12 protein-coding genes are annotated in these 16285 nt (G+C 38.1%); 7 read left to right on the top strand and 5 right to left on the bottom strand.

Going from position 1 to position 16285, the window contains the following annotated elements:
* Window positions 1–2: 2 nt before the first annotated feature.
* From QZL88_RS18855 to QZL88_RS18870, 4 genes are all read right to left on the bottom strand, one after another.
* Window positions 3–1610, bottom strand: coding sequence for a RagB/SusD family nutrient uptake outer membrane protein (locus QZL88_RS18855; protein ID WP_296943939.1), 1608 nt, complete (start codon window positions 1608–1610; stop codon window positions 3–5).
* Window positions 1611–1629: 19 nt separating this feature from the next.
* Window positions 1630–5043, bottom strand: a complete 3414-nt coding sequence (locus QZL88_RS18860; protein ID WP_296943941.1) for a TonB-dependent receptor — start codon at window positions 5041–5043, stop codon at window positions 1630–1632.
* A gap of 182 nt (window positions 5044–5225) precedes the next feature.
* On the bottom strand, window positions 5226–6242 hold the full coding sequence (locus tag QZL88_RS18865) for a FecR family protein (RefSeq protein WP_296943943.1): 1017 nt from the start codon (window positions 6240–6242) through the stop codon (window positions 5226–5228).
* A gap of 77 nt (window positions 6243–6319) precedes the next feature.
* The gene (locus QZL88_RS18870) at window positions 6320–6910 is read right to left on the bottom strand and encodes an RNA polymerase sigma-70 factor (RefSeq protein WP_296943947.1); all 591 of its coding nucleotides are present in this window, start codon (window positions 6908–6910) and stop codon (window positions 6320–6322) included.
* A 982-nt stretch (window positions 6911–7892) separates the two neighbouring features.
* Between QZL88_RS18870 and QZL88_RS18875 the strand changes: the two genes are divergently transcribed.
* The 4 genes from QZL88_RS18875 to QZL88_RS18890 all read left to right on the top strand — a co-directional run bounded on the left by QZL88_RS18875 (window position 7893) and on the right by QZL88_RS18890 (window position 9960).
* Window positions 7893–8327 carry a MarR family transcriptional regulator gene (locus QZL88_RS18875; RefSeq protein ID WP_296943950.1) on the top strand — a complete coding sequence of 145 codons (435 nt, stop codon included), beginning with the start codon at window positions 7893–7895 and terminating at the stop codon, window positions 8325–8327.
* 26 nt (window positions 8328–8353) lie between these two features.
* On the top strand, window positions 8354–8989 hold the full coding sequence (locus QZL88_RS18880; RefSeq protein WP_296943952.1) for an NAD(P)H-dependent oxidoreductase: 636 nt from the start codon (window positions 8354–8356) through the stop codon (window positions 8987–8989).
* Window positions 8990–9060: 71 nt separating this feature from the next.
* Window positions 9061–9564, top strand: a complete 504-nt coding sequence (gene tpx / locus QZL88_RS18885; RefSeq protein ID WP_296943954.1) for a thiol peroxidase — start codon at window positions 9061–9063, stop codon at window positions 9562–9564.
* Between the two features lie 168 nt (window positions 9565–9732).
* On the top strand, window positions 9733–9960 hold the full coding sequence (locus QZL88_RS18890) for a hypothetical protein (protein WP_296943957.1): 228 nt from the start codon (window positions 9733–9735) through the stop codon (window positions 9958–9960).
* A gap of 214 nt (window positions 9961–10174) precedes the next feature.
* Here the strand turns inward: QZL88_RS18890 and QZL88_RS18895 are convergent, their stop codons facing one another.
* Window positions 10175–11386 (bottom strand): ROK family transcriptional regulator, encoded by a 1212-nt coding sequence (locus QZL88_RS18895; protein ID WP_296943960.1) that lies wholly within the window; start codon window positions 11384–11386, stop codon window positions 10175–10177.
* A gap of 1060 nt (window positions 11387–12446) precedes the next feature.
* Here QZL88_RS18895 and QZL88_RS18900 point away from each other — a divergent pair.
* Genes QZL88_RS18900 through QZL88_RS18910 form a run of 3 tightly spaced genes read left to right on the top strand, consistent with a single transcriptional unit; the run spans window position 12447 to window position 16208 of the window.
* Window positions 12447–13550, top strand: a complete 1104-nt coding sequence (locus QZL88_RS18900) for a DUF4434 domain-containing protein (RefSeq protein WP_296943962.1) — start codon at window positions 12447–12449, stop codon at window positions 13548–13550.
* A gap of 10 nt (window positions 13551–13560) precedes the next feature.
* Complete coding sequence (locus QZL88_RS18905; protein ID WP_296943964.1) at window positions 13561–14961, top strand: sugar porter family MFS transporter; 1401 nt, start codon at window positions 13561–13563, stop codon at window positions 14959–14961.
* A gap of 32 nt (window positions 14962–14993) precedes the next feature.
* Window positions 14994–16208, top strand: a complete 1215-nt coding sequence (locus QZL88_RS18910; protein WP_296943966.1) for an AGE family epimerase/isomerase — start codon at window positions 14994–14996, stop codon at window positions 16206–16208.
* Window positions 16209–16285 lie beyond the last annotated feature (77 nt).

The following is a 16285-nucleotide window of genomic DNA, read 5'->3' on the forward strand; positions in this document are numbered from 1 at the left end:
ATTTAATCCATCGGATTTTGTTTTAACTTCCCGTTGGCTTTTACCACTTCGTCCGGATTGTATGGGAATACAATATCGGTAGAGGGATTGAATGTTCTAGCACTCCATACTTCTATGACTGTATACGGGGAGTCGGGTTTGCTTCTGTCGGCATGTTTTCGTCCTTGTTTTGGCGCATTTAGTTTGTCCCATTCTTTCCAACGTTTCAGGTCCATAAAGCGGTCTGTAAATTCTCCCGCCAGTTCGCAACGGCGCTCATGCTTAAGGTCGGTTAATGTGGCATCTGTATATACGTCTCCCAGACCAGCCCGCCTTGTCAATCTGTTTAATTCTTTAGCTGCATCAGTACCTTTACCTTGCATGATCAAGGCCTCGGCTTTGAATAATACCATTTCGGCATGTCGTATGATAGGGAGATCCAAATCTGTGGTTGGACGGTCACCGTTAGTGGACACAGTGGATGCTTCACCCGAACCTTTACTATTTACTGCTCCGTATGAGAAAGGCTCCATATATTTAGCCAGCATAAAGCCACATTCAAGGTCTGCTGTGGAATAGAATTTTCTTTTTTCGCCGAAAAATGTAAATTCGTCATTGTATTCCAGTATTGTAACACCTCTTCTCTTATCGTTAGGGGCAAATTCTTCATACAGACCAAGTGTAGGTTTGAAATAACCCCAGCCGTTGTAGCGTCCCCAAGCTTTATTCTCAAGCACTACACCCGGAAATATAGAGCCTGCATAATTATATCCTGATGAATTTACAGACCAGATATATTCGGAAGACCAGTTGTTCGCTATTTTAAATACGTCTTCGTAATTACCTAACAGGGCTCTCTTTCCTTCTGTTTCTATTTTATCAACCAATGGCGGTATCAAAGCCCATTTCGATTCATCGTATTGTGCCCAGTATGCATATGTCTTAACCATAAGTGCCCAAGCCGCTGCTTTATGTGCACGACCTTTATCGGTGTCATTATATGTTTCGAAGAAAGGAAGTAGTCCGGCAGCACTTTCCAGGTCTTTGACAATGAGGTCATAGTTTTCCATAACAGTTGCCCGTTGAACAGGAATAGAGTAGATAAATTCTTCATAAGTTTTGTAAGAAGTATCCTCATATTTGTCGAACGGTACACCCTGATCGGCACGTCCGTGGCGGTATGCAATGTAGAAATGACAGAATGCCCGCATAAAGTATGCCTCACCTAACCTGATCTTTTCAACATCTGTAAGGTTATCTTTTCGTACCAGATTGAATACAACCCAGTTGGCGCGGGAAAGATACTGTGTGAATGTTTCCCAGTTTTCTCTCAGGGAGGATTCGCGTCCGGTAAAGGTAAAGTTGGCCAGGTTATTCTGGTCGGTACCTCTATTTCTTCCGTAAATCATATCGTCGCCACCTCCGGCTTGCTCCCAAAACAGGTTGCGTCCGAACGTTTCTTCGCGGTTTAGTACCCAGTAACATGCATCAATCGCATTCGTTGCATCCCTCTCATTTTTGAAAAAGTTACCAACACTTGGTTCTCTTTCAGCTGTGACATCCAGGAAGTCGCTACAAGAGATAAATCCTACCGATAAGAATAGTATTATTAAAGATTTATAGAATTTCATATATTCAAATTTTAGGATATTAATAAGTTAATTTTACACCTACGGAGAATACGCGAGGAACCGGATATTTACCTCCGTCCAGACCTTTTCCACCTACTTCAGGGTTGGTACCCGAATAGTTGGTAAATGTATGTACATTATCTACACTGGCAGATACAGAAAGTGAACTTTTTCTTTCATCCAGTCGCGGAGAAATACTGCGGAATATTTTATCGAAATTATAAGATACTGTAATGTTTTTTATCCGCATGTATGATGCATCCTCGATATAGAAATCCGAGATGTTAGAGAAATTACCGTTGTCGTCAGATGATGTTAACCTTGGAACTTCATTGCTGTTAGGCCATGCTTTTAATATTTCGGTAGATCTGTTAAAGTTTACCATCGATTCGTTCAGTGTAACATATTTCATGGCATTGAAAGCTTTCAAACCACCTACTCCTTGCAACATAATGCTGGCACTAAGGTTTTTCCATGTAAGTCCGGCTGTGAGGGCATATGTGATTTTAGGAGTATAGCTACCGACGTATTCTCTGTCATCATCATTGATAATTCCATCACCATTTGTGTCTACAAATTTTATATCTCCGGCTTTAGCTTTAGCTTGCATGCGTTTTCCTTCTTTGTTGACATAGGCTTCAGCTTCTGCATCCGACTGGAACAGGCCATCTGTTTTATATACCCAGAATGAGTAAAGAGGGTCGTTCTCCCGTGTACGGAACGGATTCAGGCCGCGGAATTCATCATCTTCTATCCATACCGGTTTGTTTCCTGTTTGCGGATCTGCCGGGCCTATATCGGATACCCAGTTTTTCAATGTTGCAAAATTGGCATTGATGTAATAATTTACATCGCCTACCTTGTCATTCCATCCAGCCGAGAATTCCCAGCCTCTGTTTTTTACTTCTCCCTGATTGATATACATTGGTTCAGGTCCGATATATGAAGGCCATCCTGTATCTTGTCGTTTTATTAGATCTTTAGTTGTTTTATTGAAGAAGTCGACAGACAGGTTTAGCCTGTTTTTTAATAGTTCCATGTCGATACCGAAGTCTAGCTGTTCCGAAGTTTCCCATGTCAGATATCTGTTGAAGGCTTCTCCGTTGTATACCATAGATGGAACCAGCGGTGTGTTGGAGCCTACTTGTCCGCCCACATCATTAGAACTTTCAACTACAAATGTAGGGTCGCCATAGTGGAATGGTACAGAACCGATATTGCCGATACGTCCCCAACTTGCACGTAATTTTATCAGGTTGAAGATGTCCGATTTAGGCATATATGGTTCGGAAGTTAGCTTCCATGCTGCTGTAACAGCAGGGAAATCTCCATGTTTTTTGTCTTTAGGCAAACGTCCGGCGTTGTCGCGACGTAGAGATGCTGTTGCAAAATAGCGGTCGTTGAAACTATAAGATGCACGTCCTACAATAGAAACGTTGTTGTCTGGTTCGGTATATGCATCACCTACAAATACTTTCTGGCTGTCGCCCCAGTTCAAATACAGGAATGCTGTGGTTTCGTTATTGAAGCCTTGTGCACTCACTTTAAAATCTCTGCGTCGTTGCTGGTTCGCTGTAGTAGAAAGCATTGCCCCGATATTATGTCCGCCTACCGATTTGCTGTAATTCAATGTATTCTCTACTTCCCATCTGTAATAACGATAGGTTTCATAATCCAGACGATTGGTCATATTCGGTTTGCCCGGCTCAGGTCTCATCGGATTGAAATTTTTATAGAAATAATTGGTTAGGCGATAAGTCAGACGTCCAGTATACTTTAGCCCGGGAACAAAAATATCGTCTATGTCAAGGAAAGTCGATGAGGATATTGTAGTCGGCCTGCTGTATGTATTATTCGATTCTAAAGTACGCAGAGGGTTGACTACATCTCCGTGAATATCGGCGAAGTTACTTCCATGTTCAGCAATATATGCCGGGTCTTTAGGTGCTGTACCTCCAAAGGTTCCATCCGAATAGTATGCTTCGGCATTGCGAGGCATCATCAGTGCCGAGAGTATGACACCTGTATATCCGCTATCGGTATTGGTTCCTCTGCTCCTTAGGTTTTCCCAATAGAAATCTTCTCTTATCTTGATTTTGTTACTGATTTTGAAGAACGCATTATAACGCATTGTAATATTCTTGTTGTATGTATTCAACAAGACTCCCTGATCATCGTTATATTGCAGTGATAACCTGTTTGCGAAATCCTCAGTACCGCCGCTTATAACAAAACTGTGCCTTTGGGATAACGAATTTCTGAATATTTCATCTATCCAATCGGTACGGGTTTGGGCTATATATGGGTTTTTTACAGGATCCCATCCGTCAGGCAGACTGTTTCCTGTTGCTGCCAGAGCTTGTTTTCTCACCTCTCTTTGCTGTTCGATAGTCAGAGACTGAGGCAGGTTGGTAGCCTGACTGACACTGTATGTGCCTTCATAGGATATCCTGGGCCTTCCGGCTACAGCTTGTTTCGTTGTAACGAGGATAACTCCTGCTGAACCAGAATAGGCACCATAAATAGCGGCTGATGCTGCATCCTTCAGCACGACCATCGATTCTATATCATTGAAGTTTACCGGAGCTCCCGGAACGCCATCTACTACCCATAATGGGGACTCTCCGGACCGGGATCCTTTACCACGGATAACAACACTTGATGCTTCTGTAGGGTCTCCTCCGTTTTTGGAGACAGTAACACCCGGAATCTGGCCTTGCAACAGATCTTCGGCTTTTGATACCGGACGATTTTTTAACTGATCTATATTTTCCAGTGTACCTATAGATGCAGACAGGTCAGCTTTACGTGCCGCCATACCGAAACCTAGTATAACTACTTCATCCAGTATCTTGGCATCCTCTTTTAATACGATATTGATAGAAGTCTGATTAGTGATCCGGATTGTCTGTGTTACAAATCCGACATATCTTATTTCTATAGTTGCATTTTCCGGTACATTGATGCTGAACTTACCCTCCAGGTCTGTTGTAGTCCCGTTTGTGGTTCCCTTAACCAATATACTTACTCCGGGCAATTCCAGACCTGCTTCGTCTTTAATAAGACCTGTCAGTTTTTTTATATTGCCATCTTGTTGGACTGTATTTGAGAACTGTGATGTTAAGCCTTTATCAGATAACACAATTTGTTTGTTGTCTTTTATATGATAAGTAATGTTTGTATTTGAAAAAAGCTTATCTAATGTATTTTCTATAGAAGAATTAGAAACTTGTATATTTACATTATTATTCAACTCAGATAATTCATTGTTGTAAAAGAAGCTATATCCTTCGGCTTTCTCTATTTGCTGGATAACCTGTCGGATTTTCTGGTTCTTGACATTTAAAGTGATTTGAGCAGAAATTGTTCCGCTGAAAAATAGCATTAAATAAATTAAGGTAATGCGAAGTGCAAATTTTTTGAATCTTTTCATGTGTTTTTGTGTTTGAAATCTGCATAATGTATAAACTTCAGGCATTCAAATCTGACCACAATATACCTTCCTGATTTCTATTCCTGATATCAGATTTAAGGTGTAAGGGTTGTGTTTTGAATGTGTTTGTCCGGATTTATTCCGAACGTTTCTTTCTAGGTTTTTTTCATAATCAATTAAATTTAAAGTTTCTCGACTTTTTTACTCTCACTTATTTCGACTGTATTGTTGTATATCTTGTATTGTATCGGAGCAGTCAGGCTTATAATTTCAAAAACATTTCCCAGGCTGTTATTCTTTATTACTCCGGAGAATCTGTAATGTTTCGCTGATTCTGACGTAAATACAATATCAATGTTATATATGCGGGATAATATTGTACCGATTTCTTCCAGCGATTCACCATAGAATGCCAATTCATTGTTTCTCCAGATAGCTACATTTGCAACATCGTAAGTGTCTGTCATAGTGAATGCCTCGTTTTCCTTATTATAAGTAAGGCGTTCGTTAGGGTTGAGAAGCATATCCTTTTTGTTGTCACTTACCTTCAGTTTACCCTCCACTAAGGTTACAATAACCGTTTTATCTGTTTGGTACGACTTTATATTAAAACTTGTACCCAATGCTTCTACATCTATATTGTTGGCTGTAACGATGAATCTTTTTTCTTTATCTTTAGCTACTTCGAAATATGCTTCGCCTTCTAAAATGATTCTCCTGTCATTGGTGTTATATGCATTATCATATTTGATTCTGGAATCAGAGTTCAACCAAACTGATGTACCATCAGGTAATAACAGATTTGCTTTTTGTCCTTTATCTACGGATACTATAAACTCTTTCATAGAGTATAGGCTCATGCGGGCTATATAGTACGAGCCTAGTCCAGCAATTACTAATAAACAAGCTATAGCAGCATAGCGTTTTAAGAGAAGCCATTTATTTCTCTTGTGCGGTTTGGTGGATGAAGGCCGAAGTTGAGATTCATAGATCTTCGTTTGTATTTCTTCAAACATTCTTATCTGAATATCTTCTTCCAGATCATCTGAAACATTTTCCCATTGCATTGAATAGGTTAAGAATATCTCATCTTTTGCTTCCGGCGATTTGAACCATGCCAGCAGAACCTGTTCGTCTTCAATCGAGGTTTTGCCCCTCATAAAAGAATCTAATAGTTCTATGTAATTTCTTTTTTCCATCTATTCAAATTTATATATCTGTATCTATCCCCAATCCCTTACAGGTGGAATAAATAAATTCTTCATTTTAACATTAATTAAATATTATGGGCTAAAAATAATAATGCAAGGAGCGTGAATTGTCCTTTCATTTTTTCTTTAAGAAACAGTAATGACCGGTAGATCTGGGTTTCTACCGTTTTCTCGGAAATAGCTAATTTCGACGCTATTTCTTTATTTGTCAATCCTTCTTTGCGGCTAAGAATGAAAATCTCTCTGCGTGAGGGCGGGAGTTGGTCTATAATATTATTTATATATGATTCGAAAAAGGCTGCATCGAGTTTCTTTTCAGTTTCATGGTCTGTATCATTGTTGTTTATTTGAGATACTGCCTGAAACTTACTCATTTGCAATAAACGTTCGGTTTCTTTATAAACCAGATTGCGGGCTATTGTGTACAGATAAGAAGCAAAGCCCTTATCAGGGTCTATTTCTTTATGCAATTCCCATATTTTCAGAAAACATGTTTGAGTTATATCTTCTGCAAGGGATTTGTCATATAAGATTGAGTATACGAAATTGTATAGCTTGGGATTATATTTCCAATATAACAGTTCAAAAGCTGCTTTTTGTCCATCTTTCAGTCGAAGCAGTGTTGTTTTATCTATATCGTTTTTAGGACTACTCATTGGCCTCTTGATAATATGATGCAATGTTAGTAATTTTTAAGATACAAGCATTGAATTTGAATAAAAAGGTTTTTATGATTTCATATTTTAAGATAAAGTAGGGCAATATCTGGCTTGTATACTTGGTTTTAGGTTATTCTGTAATAATTTGTCAATTTTACACTTAGTTTTAACTAAATTGTTCTTGTTTATATTGCAAATGCTGTTTATTTTTGTGTCGAATAAACCTTGAATTTTCAAAAAAATAATATAGAAAGCCCTATTGCATCTTTCCAAAGTGGAATAATGACAGTGAAGACAAGATTTTAGACAAACTATTTGTAAGTACATGGAAGTGTCCGGCGACTATTTTGCCGGACATATGTTTTATAGTTAGAATGATATTTTTGATATTAAATTATACAATGTGTGAAGCCCTATGGTAAACTGTTACACTAGCCTATAGGTTTTCATCGCCTATTTTCTCAAACAAGCCGATGAAGTGTGGAGACAATATATAATATTGAGCTATTAACAGTTGATGTATATCTGTATGAAAACACCACCATGGGGCTTCGTCACATTGTTTTATTTTAATGTTGGTATATTCTTCTTTAGAAGTTATTTGTTAGATTTATTTAAAAATATTAAAGCTTGCAAAGTTATTCGTTTTGTAAAGATGGATTTATTCTATTGCTCATTAACGAAATCAGACTTATTGATATTCAAAACAGCCGAATAAATCTAAGGTTTACTTATATTAATGTTATAATTTATGTTTCTTCTTCTTCCGTCTTTAATTTCAAGCAAAATAAGTAATTATTTTTGATCTGGCAAAGAAGGTTTTAGGATAATTGCACTATTGCGTTTTAAAAGATTCTGTATTTGCTATACAGAAGCATCAATTTCGACATTTCACTCCCATTTATTATCTTTTAACATGAAAAATAGTGTTTTTTATTTTGTGATATTTAATTTTGCACAATATAATTGTGTAATATTTATGTCAGAGGATTTAAAATTAGATAATCAGTTGTGCTTTCCGATATATGCTTTGTCGAGACAGATAACAGCACTCTATCGTCCTTATCTGGAAGAATTGGGGCTTACTTATCCTCAATACCTTGTGTTAATGGTGTTGTGGGAGCGGGGGACGGCAACCGTAAAGCAGTTAGGAGAGCTTTTGTGGCTCGATAGCGGCACGCTTACACCATTGTTGAAGCGCATGGAAGCAAATGAACTTCTAAATAGAGAGCGTTCGACAGAAGATGAGAGGATTGTGGATATAATAATCACGGATAAAGGGAAAGAATTGGAGAAGTGCGCCGAGTTGATCCCTCCTGCAATGAAAAAACAGTTAAAGCTCACAGATGAGCAGCTTGTTCAGCTTCGCACTCAGTTGAATAAGATTTTATTGATAACATGTAGTGAAAAATAAGCAGTATTTTTAACATAATAACAACAATGAGTTTATTAGATACATTTAAATGGCGTTATGCCACAAAGAAGTTCGATTCTACTAAGAAGGTAGATCAAAAACTTGTAAACGAAATCGTCGAAGCTGCCTGGCTTGCACCCACATCTTCAGGGTTGCAACCTTTTCAGGTAATAGAGATAACCAATCAGGAACTGAAAGAGAAGATAGTTCCTATTGCTTACAATCAGCAACAGGTTGCCGATGCTTCTCATGTACTTGTCTTTGCCGCTTGGGATAATTACACATCTCAGCGTATAGATAATATATATAAGCATACCACAGAGGGGAGAGGGCAGGAGCCTGGTCGTTATAACGACTACACAGACAGATTGAAGAAAGCATATCTGAATCGTCCGTCAGAAGCAAACTTTGAGCATGCCGCCCGCCAATCTTATATAGCCTTTGGCTTTGCTATTGCTATGGCTGCAGAGTTGAATGTGGATTCGACACCGATGGAAGGATTTGATAATGATGCTCTGGATAATCTTCTTGGTTTGAAAGAACTGGGATTGAGGAGTGTAACGGTATTGCCCTTGGGATATCGAGACGAAGTAAATGACTGGTTGGTGAATATGAATAAGGTTCGTCATCCGAAAAATGAATTTCTTATTGAACTAAAATAACAATTTCGAGGTTTATATTATAATAACGCATCGAAAATCAGAATACTAACTTATATAAATTAAAAAAAATTATGGCAACAGTTACATTTAAAAATGACATCACAGTAAACACTAGCGGGCAGTTACCAGCAGTAGGTTCAGCAGCTCCGGAATTTGCACTAGTAAAGAACGATCTTTCAGAAGTGTCGTTGAAAGACCTTAAAGGTAAAACAGTAATATTAAATATCTTCCCAAGTCTTGATACAGGCACATGTGCTGCATCGGTTCGCAGATTCAATAAAGAGGCGGCTGCGCTCCCTGATACTGTAATTCTTGCGGTTTCGGCTGACCTTCCGTTTGCTGCAGGCCGTTTTTGTTCGGCAGAAGGTATTGACAATGTTGTTCCGGCTTCTGTTTTCAGAAATGCGTCTTTTGCAAAAGATTATGGTGTGTTGATGCTTGATGGTCCGTTGAAAGGCTTATTGGCCAGATCGGTTGTTGTCATCGATGCTAATGGTAAAGTCGTATATACAGAATTGGTTTCTGAGATAACAAACGAACCAAATTATCAGCCGGCTTTAGCTGCTGCTAAATAATAATCAGAACCGGATAGTATCACAGGGTTTTTATCGTCAAGGTAAAAGCCCTGTTCTGTTAATTTTCAGGATGAACATTAAGAATTGGATATTATCTATATAGTGAGGATTAAAATAAGACTATCTTTGTCCTCTGAAAATAGGTTCGTAACCTTAAAACAGATTGAAGTGAAGAGATTATTTCGTATAATATATAGTAAGCAATTCGTGATTGGTGTCGGTATTATAGGTTTTGCCCTACTTTTGAACCGTTATTCCCTTTTGTTTGATTTTTTCTTTGGGCTGCTTTTGTCGGCAGGAACGATGCTTGTGCTGGCAGGATTATTATCAAAATTCCGGGTGGTGGATAAGTTAAGAGTGATTAAAGGGAAGTATCTGAACCGGTTTGCACGATAAGCTTAAAAATAAAACCTCCGAAATGTATACGGAGGTTTCAGAATATTAGCCAAAGTTTGTTTAGAGTCAGAAAATCTGATTATTAATCAGGACTTTATAAGTCTATTGTTGATAGTTTCAGGCACAAGGTATAAAACTTTCTTAATATTTGCAATATAATAAGATAATTTATACATTTTTAATTAGTTAGACGTCGATAGTTCTTTATATGATACTAATATATTTCGAATAAGCGTGTTCTGGCCAATAAGCAAGCGCCTATCACCCCCGCTTTATCCTTCAATTTTGATATTGCAATTGTCGAATCTTTATTCACCAGATTAAGTGAATACTTGCGGATCGCTGTTTTTACGGGTTGCATAATATAGTCCTCGGTCATAGATACTGTTCCTCCTATAATGACCATTTCGGGGTTAAAGATGTTGATCAGGCTGGCAATCTGCTCTCCGATTTTTTGCCCTATCTCTTCTACCAGATCTATACAAAGTACATCCTCTTTATTAACTGCGGCGATGATTTCATCTAATGTTACCGACTCGTCTTTCAATATTTTTTTCGATAATAAGGAGGAGGCTCCATCATGAACCAACTCGAAAAGGCGCCGATGCATTGCTAATCCTGAGGCTTCGGTTTCGAGACAACCTTTTTTACCGCAATGACACAATATTTCATTGTCATATATCTTCATGTGGCCAAACTCTCCGGCAAATCCAGATTTTCCTGTATACACTTTTCCGTCTATGATGATCCCTATAGCCAACCCCCAGCTTATATTTACGAATATGATGTTTTTTTCACTGTTTACGCAACCCGACAGGTATTCCCCATAGGTCATGGCCCGGGTATCGTTGTCGATGGTAACCTTGTAGCCGTTCAGTTTCTCGCTAAGAATCTCAGCTAATGGCCTCTCTTCAAAATAGAAAATACTGTAACTATATCCCGATTCAGGATTTACCCTCCCCGATATATTTACATTTACATTCAGTATTTTATTCTTATCTACAGTTTGCTTATCTATGAATGCAAGAATGAGTTCGCACAACTTACTCATGGCCTCAGGGGTATTCTGCATCTGATAAGGAATGCCCATTGTCAGATCGACCATGTCCCCCTTAAAATTAATCAGCCCTATATTTATAGCCGATTGTTTCATGTCGACGCCTATGAAATAACCGGATTCGGGATTTAGACCATATAGATTAGGATATCGCCCCCCTGTGGTTTCCAGTTTACCATAGTCGTTTATGTATCCATCTTCACACATCTCACCAATAAACTTAGTCACAGTGGGTATGCTTAGATCCAGTTCTTTCGACAGTTCAGTAATAGTTGAACTTCCGTTTTGGATATAATAATTAATAATATTCTTCTTGATCAAAGCACTTTTTGTACCTCGCTCAATTTCTTGAAGCAACTGTATATTCATGTTTCCTGATTTATTGATATTCCCCTTTCAAATAAAATTTGAACATTAATACAAATATAAATAAAAAATATTATTAAATACCCTTTGACTTACGTTTATTATTAAAAAGGTGTTTCGGTTTAGTAAATATTTGTGAGTATAAAATTTGTATTAGTAAATCAAAAGGTCTTTTGTTATATTTAATAGGCGGTTTAATGCTATTCCTCTAACTGAAACGATATTTACGTTCATTAACTATATATAGTTAAAAAGTAACAAAGGTAACAGGGAAAGCAATTAATAATTAAGAATGAATAATTAATAATGAATAATTAATAATTATTTTGCCATGCTAAGTGGTGCGAATCTCCTTTATTAAAAAGTAACAAAAGTAACACATATACCAGTTATCAGTGAATAGTCATCTGTTAGCAACTTGTATATCGTGTCTTGTCAACTTGTATCTCATATAATTTTCAACTTATTACTTGCTGAAAGGTAACAAAAGTTACACCTTCCCCACTATTTTTTATCTGTCTTTTATTCTTTATGTAAATCCCCTCTAAAGAGCGATTTAAGGGGCTGACAATATTTCAAAGAACTCTTCTTTGTTATGCTTGATGCGATAATCATTGTATAGATAAAATAAATAATAATATATGTGGATTAATGATTGAAATCCTTTGATCAAATTCTACCCTTATTTATATAATTCATTAAAAGTTTCGATATATTGTTAAATATATTTCGAACTTTTTTTTATATAATACTGTATGCTTCATTAATAAATATTTTTTACGATCATATGGGTTTGTATTTAATTTTAATGTTAAAAATGATCTTATATAATTAATTATTTTATTAAATGCTTTGTTTATAAAAAATATTTTATCATATTTGTCGTAGAAATGCATACTTAACGTAACTCCTTAATAAACCTGACGCTCTGATACTCGAATTATATATCTGATAATTAATGTATTATTGTCAAAATAGAAAATTGATTGTTTTATTTTATTATCATAATATAGCATATAAGCGGAATAAATTGTAATTGTAAGCAAATAATAACCAATACTATATGGAAACAAATAATCGCAGGGATTTCCTCAAAAAAGCGGCGATAGCCGGAGCTTCAGCTGTAGCAATACCAGCTGTGGCAGCCTGCGGGGGGAAAACCTCGGATAGCAACAAGACCTTGAAAACAGACGACTCTATTCAGAGTAGTCTGATAGTACCAAAAGCAAACGGACTTCACATTTCGGGTACGTTTCTGGATGAAATATCACATGATATACCACATCAGAACTGGGGCGAAAAAGAATGGGATCTCGATTTTCGTCATATGAAGAATATTGGTATCGATACAGTCATAATGATCCGTTCCGGATACCGTAAGTTTATTACATATCCATCCCAATATTTATTGAAAAAAGGCTGTTACATGCCTTCGGTCGATTTGGTTGATATGTACTTGCGCCTTGCACAGAAATATAATATGAAGTTTTATTTCGGGCTTTATGATTCCGGTGAATATTGGGATACGGGTGATCTGTCTTCCGAAATAGAGCATAATAAATATGTAATAGACGAAGTCTGGAAAAAATACGGAGAAAAATATAAAAGTTTCGGCGGATGGTATATCAGTGGAGAAATCAGCCGCAAAACCAAAGGGGCTATAAACGCTTTTTATTCCATGGGGAAACAATGTAAAGACGTATCGAACGGGCTACCTACGTTTATATCACCCTGGATCGATGGTAAAAAAGCTGTAATGGCGGCATCGAGCCTGTTGTCGAAAACTGAATCGGTTTCTGTTCAGGAGCACGAAAAAGAATGGGGCGAAATATTTGATGGTATAAAAGGAGCAGTAGATGCATGTGCCTTTCAGGATGGGCACATAGATTATGACGAACTGGATGCTTTCTTCGAAGTGAATAAAAAACTTGCAGATAAATACGGCCTTCAATGCTGGACAAATGCCGAGACTTTCGACCGTGATATGCCTATAAAATTTTTACCTATCAAGTTTGATAAACTGCGGATGAAGCTCGAAGCTGCTAAACGGGCGGGATACGATAAGGCTATAACATTTGAGTTCTCACACTTTATGAGCCCTCAGTCGGCCTATTTGCAAGCAGGGCATTTGTACGACAGATATAAAGAATATTTCGAAATAAAATAAAAGTACATATATGAATTCTTCTATAAATATAAGATATATAAGCTTTTTGTCTGTTGTTGCAGCTTTAGGTGGATTTCTTTTCGGATATGATACCGCTGTGATTTCGGGGACTATAGCACAGGTTTCCGCTCAATTCTCTCTCGATGCCTTGTCTCAGGGATGGTATGTGGGATGTGCCCTTGTAGGTTCCATATTCGGCGTTATGTGTGCCGGAGTGCTTAGCGATAATTTTGGACGGAAAAAGACATTACTGGTAGCAGCCATACTCTTTTCTATATCTGCTGTCGGTTGTGCCATATCCTCTGATTTCAATCACTTGGTGATGGCACGCGTTGTCGGAGGTATTGGAATCGGTGTTGTGTCTATAATATCGCCGCTTTATATTTCAGAGATATCAGTTGCCGAATACCGTGGACGTTTGGTTTCTCTTTATCAACTTGCTGTTACGGTAGGTTTCTTGGGGGCTTACCTTGTAAATTATGCTTTGTTGAATTATTCTATAAACGGCGCGGAACAATTATCGAATCCTACATTATATCATATTTTCCATAGCGAGGTATGGCGAAGTATGCTGGGAATGGCGGTAATACCGGCCTTGCTGTTCTTTGTTGTTATATTCTTCATCCCCGAAAGCCCCAGATGGCTGATATTGAAGAATCGTGATGTAAGAGCCGAATCTATTCTGAAACATATATATGGTTCGGTAGAGTCTGCTGCATATGAGATGAACGAAACTAAAAAAGTAATAGGAAGTGAAACCAAGTCAAACTGGCGCATCCTGCTAAAACCGGGTATAACGAAAGCCGTTATTATCGGTGTGGCGATAGCTATGCTGGGACAGTTTATGGGGGTGAATGCCGTGCTTTATTACGGACCTTCCATTTTCGAAAGCAGTGGCCTGTCGGGCGACGACTCACTTTTCTATCAGGTGATTGTGGGCTTGGTAAATATGCTGACCACCATTCTGGCAATCTTTATTATCGATAAGATAGGACGAAAGAAACTTGTATACTATGGCGTTTCGGGTATGATAGTTTCACTCCTTCTCATTGCATTCTATTTTGTAAAAGGAAATGATTTAGGTATACCTAATGTGTTGTTACTCATATTCTTTCTTGCCTACATCTTTTTCTGCGCGGTATCTATCTGTGCTGTTATCTGGGTTTTGTTGTCGGAAATGTATCCGATCAAGGTGCGTGGGTTGGCTATGTCTATTGCCGGATTCTCACTTTGGATAGGAACATACCTGATCGGACAGCTTACCCCGTGGTTGTTACAGAACCTGCGGCCCGAAGGCACATTTATTCTCTTTGCGGTTATGTGTGTGCCATACATGCTGATTGTGTGGAAATTAGTTCCTGAAACAACAGGCAAATCGTTAGAAGAAATAGAAAAATTCTGGGAAACATAAATCAGGAAAATACTATATAAAAATACAATCTTATGGATTTTAAAAAATTAGAGAAGCAGTACAAATCGGAGCTGCTAGACAATGTATTGCCTTTTTGGCTCAAAAACTCTCAGGATAAAGAGTCTGGCGGATATTTTTCTTGCCTCGACAGGGATGGGACAGTATTCGATACTGATAAGTTTATATGGCTGCAAGGGCGCGAGGTATGGATGTTTTCCATGATGTACAATAATGTGGAAAAACGTCAGGATTGGTTGGATTGTGCCGTTCAGGGCGGGGAGTTCCTCAAGAAGTACGGACACGATGGTAATTACAACTGGTATTTCTCTCTCGACAGGGAGGGCAAACCCTTGATAGAGCCTTACAATATATTTTCATATACGTTTGCCACGATGGCGTTCGGGCAATTGAACAAGGCTACAGGGAACGAGGAATATGCAGAAATAGCACGTAAGACTTTTGATATTATTTTATCTAAGGTTGATAATCCGAAAGGAAAGTGGAATAAGGCATATCCGGGAACACGGAACCTGAAAAATTTCGCATTGCCGATGATTCTTTGCAATCTGGCTTTGGAGATAGAGCATCTGTTACCCGAAGAATTCTTGAATAAAGTAATGGATGACTGCATTCATGAAGTGATGGAAGTATTTCTACGGCCCGAATTAGGAGGATTGATAGTAGAGAACGTGACTGTGAACGGTGAATTGTCAGATACCTTCGACGGCCGCTTGATGAATCCCGGACATGCTATAGAAGCTATGTGGTTTATTATGGATCTCGGACATCGTCTCAACAGGCCCGAATTGATAAGCAAGGCTGTAGAAACAACTTTAAAAATGATTGATTACGGCTGGGACAAGGAATACGGAGGTATTTTCTACTATATGGATCGTCTGGGACGCCCGCCGCAACAATTGGAATGGGACCAGAAATTGTGGTGGGTGCATATCGAGACTCTGATCTCGTTGCTGAAAGGATACAATCTTACCGGTTCGCAGGAGTGTTTGAAATGGTTCGAGAAGATACATGACTATACTTGGTCGCACTTCAAAGATCAGAAATACCCTGAATGGTATGGTTATCTGAATAGGAGAGGAGAGGTATTACTAACTCTAAAAGGAGGGAAATGGAAAGGATGTTTCCATGTGCCACGCGGATTATATCAGTGTTGGAAGGTATTGGAGGATATAAACAGTAAAGATCCGGTTATTGTACCCGGCACTAAATCCGAAATGAAGCTTTAGTGGCCGGTAAATTAAGATTCTTACGATTTATGTTGTACAAAGAACTTAAATAAATTGAATATACATTCATTGATTAA

Source organism: uncultured Dysgonomonas sp. (assembly GCF_900079725.1).
Taxonomy (GTDB): domain Bacteria; phylum Bacteroidota; class Bacteroidia; order Bacteroidales; family Dysgonomonadaceae; genus Dysgonomonas.

Excerpts from the sequence above, each read along its gene's own strand:
- QZL88_RS18855 (WP_296943939.1), bottom strand. The coding sequence starts at position 1,610 with ATGAAATTCTATAAATCTTTAATAATACTATTCTTATCGGTAGGATTT.
- QZL88_RS18880 (WP_296943952.1), top strand. The coding sequence starts at position 8,354 with ATGAGTTTATTAGATACATTTAAATGGCGTTATGCCACAAAGAAGTTC.
- QZL88_RS18860 (WP_296943941.1), bottom strand. The coding sequence starts at position 5,043 with ATGAAAAGATTCAAAAAATTTGCACTTCGCATTACCTTAATTTATTTA.
- QZL88_RS18905 (WP_296943964.1), top strand. The coding sequence starts at position 13,561 with ATGAATTCTTCTATAAATATAAGATATATAAGCTTTTTGTCTGTTGTT.
- QZL88_RS18900 (WP_296943962.1), top strand. The coding sequence starts at position 12,447 with ATGGAAACAAATAATCGCAGGGATTTCCTCAAAAAAGCGGCGATAGCC.
- QZL88_RS18865 (WP_296943943.1), bottom strand. The coding sequence starts at position 6,242 with ATGGAAAAAAGAAATTACATAGAACTATTAGATTCTTTTATGAGGGGC.
- QZL88_RS18895 (WP_296943960.1), bottom strand. The coding sequence starts at position 11,386 with ATGAATATACAGTTGCTTCAAGAAATTGAGCGAGGTACAAAAAGTGCT.
- QZL88_RS18910 (WP_296943966.1), top strand. The coding sequence starts at position 14,994 with ATGGATTTTAAAAAATTAGAGAAGCAGTACAAATCGGAGCTGCTAGAC.
- QZL88_RS18875 (WP_296943950.1), top strand. The coding sequence starts at position 7,893 with ATGTCAGAGGATTTAAAATTAGATAATCAGTTGTGCTTTCCGATATAT.
- tpx (WP_296943954.1), top strand. The coding sequence starts at position 9,061 with ATGGCAACAGTTACATTTAAAAATGACATCACAGTAAACACTAGCGGG.
- QZL88_RS18870 (WP_296943947.1), bottom strand. The coding sequence starts at position 6,910 with ATGAGTAGTCCTAAAAACGATATAGATAAAACAACACTGCTTCGACTG.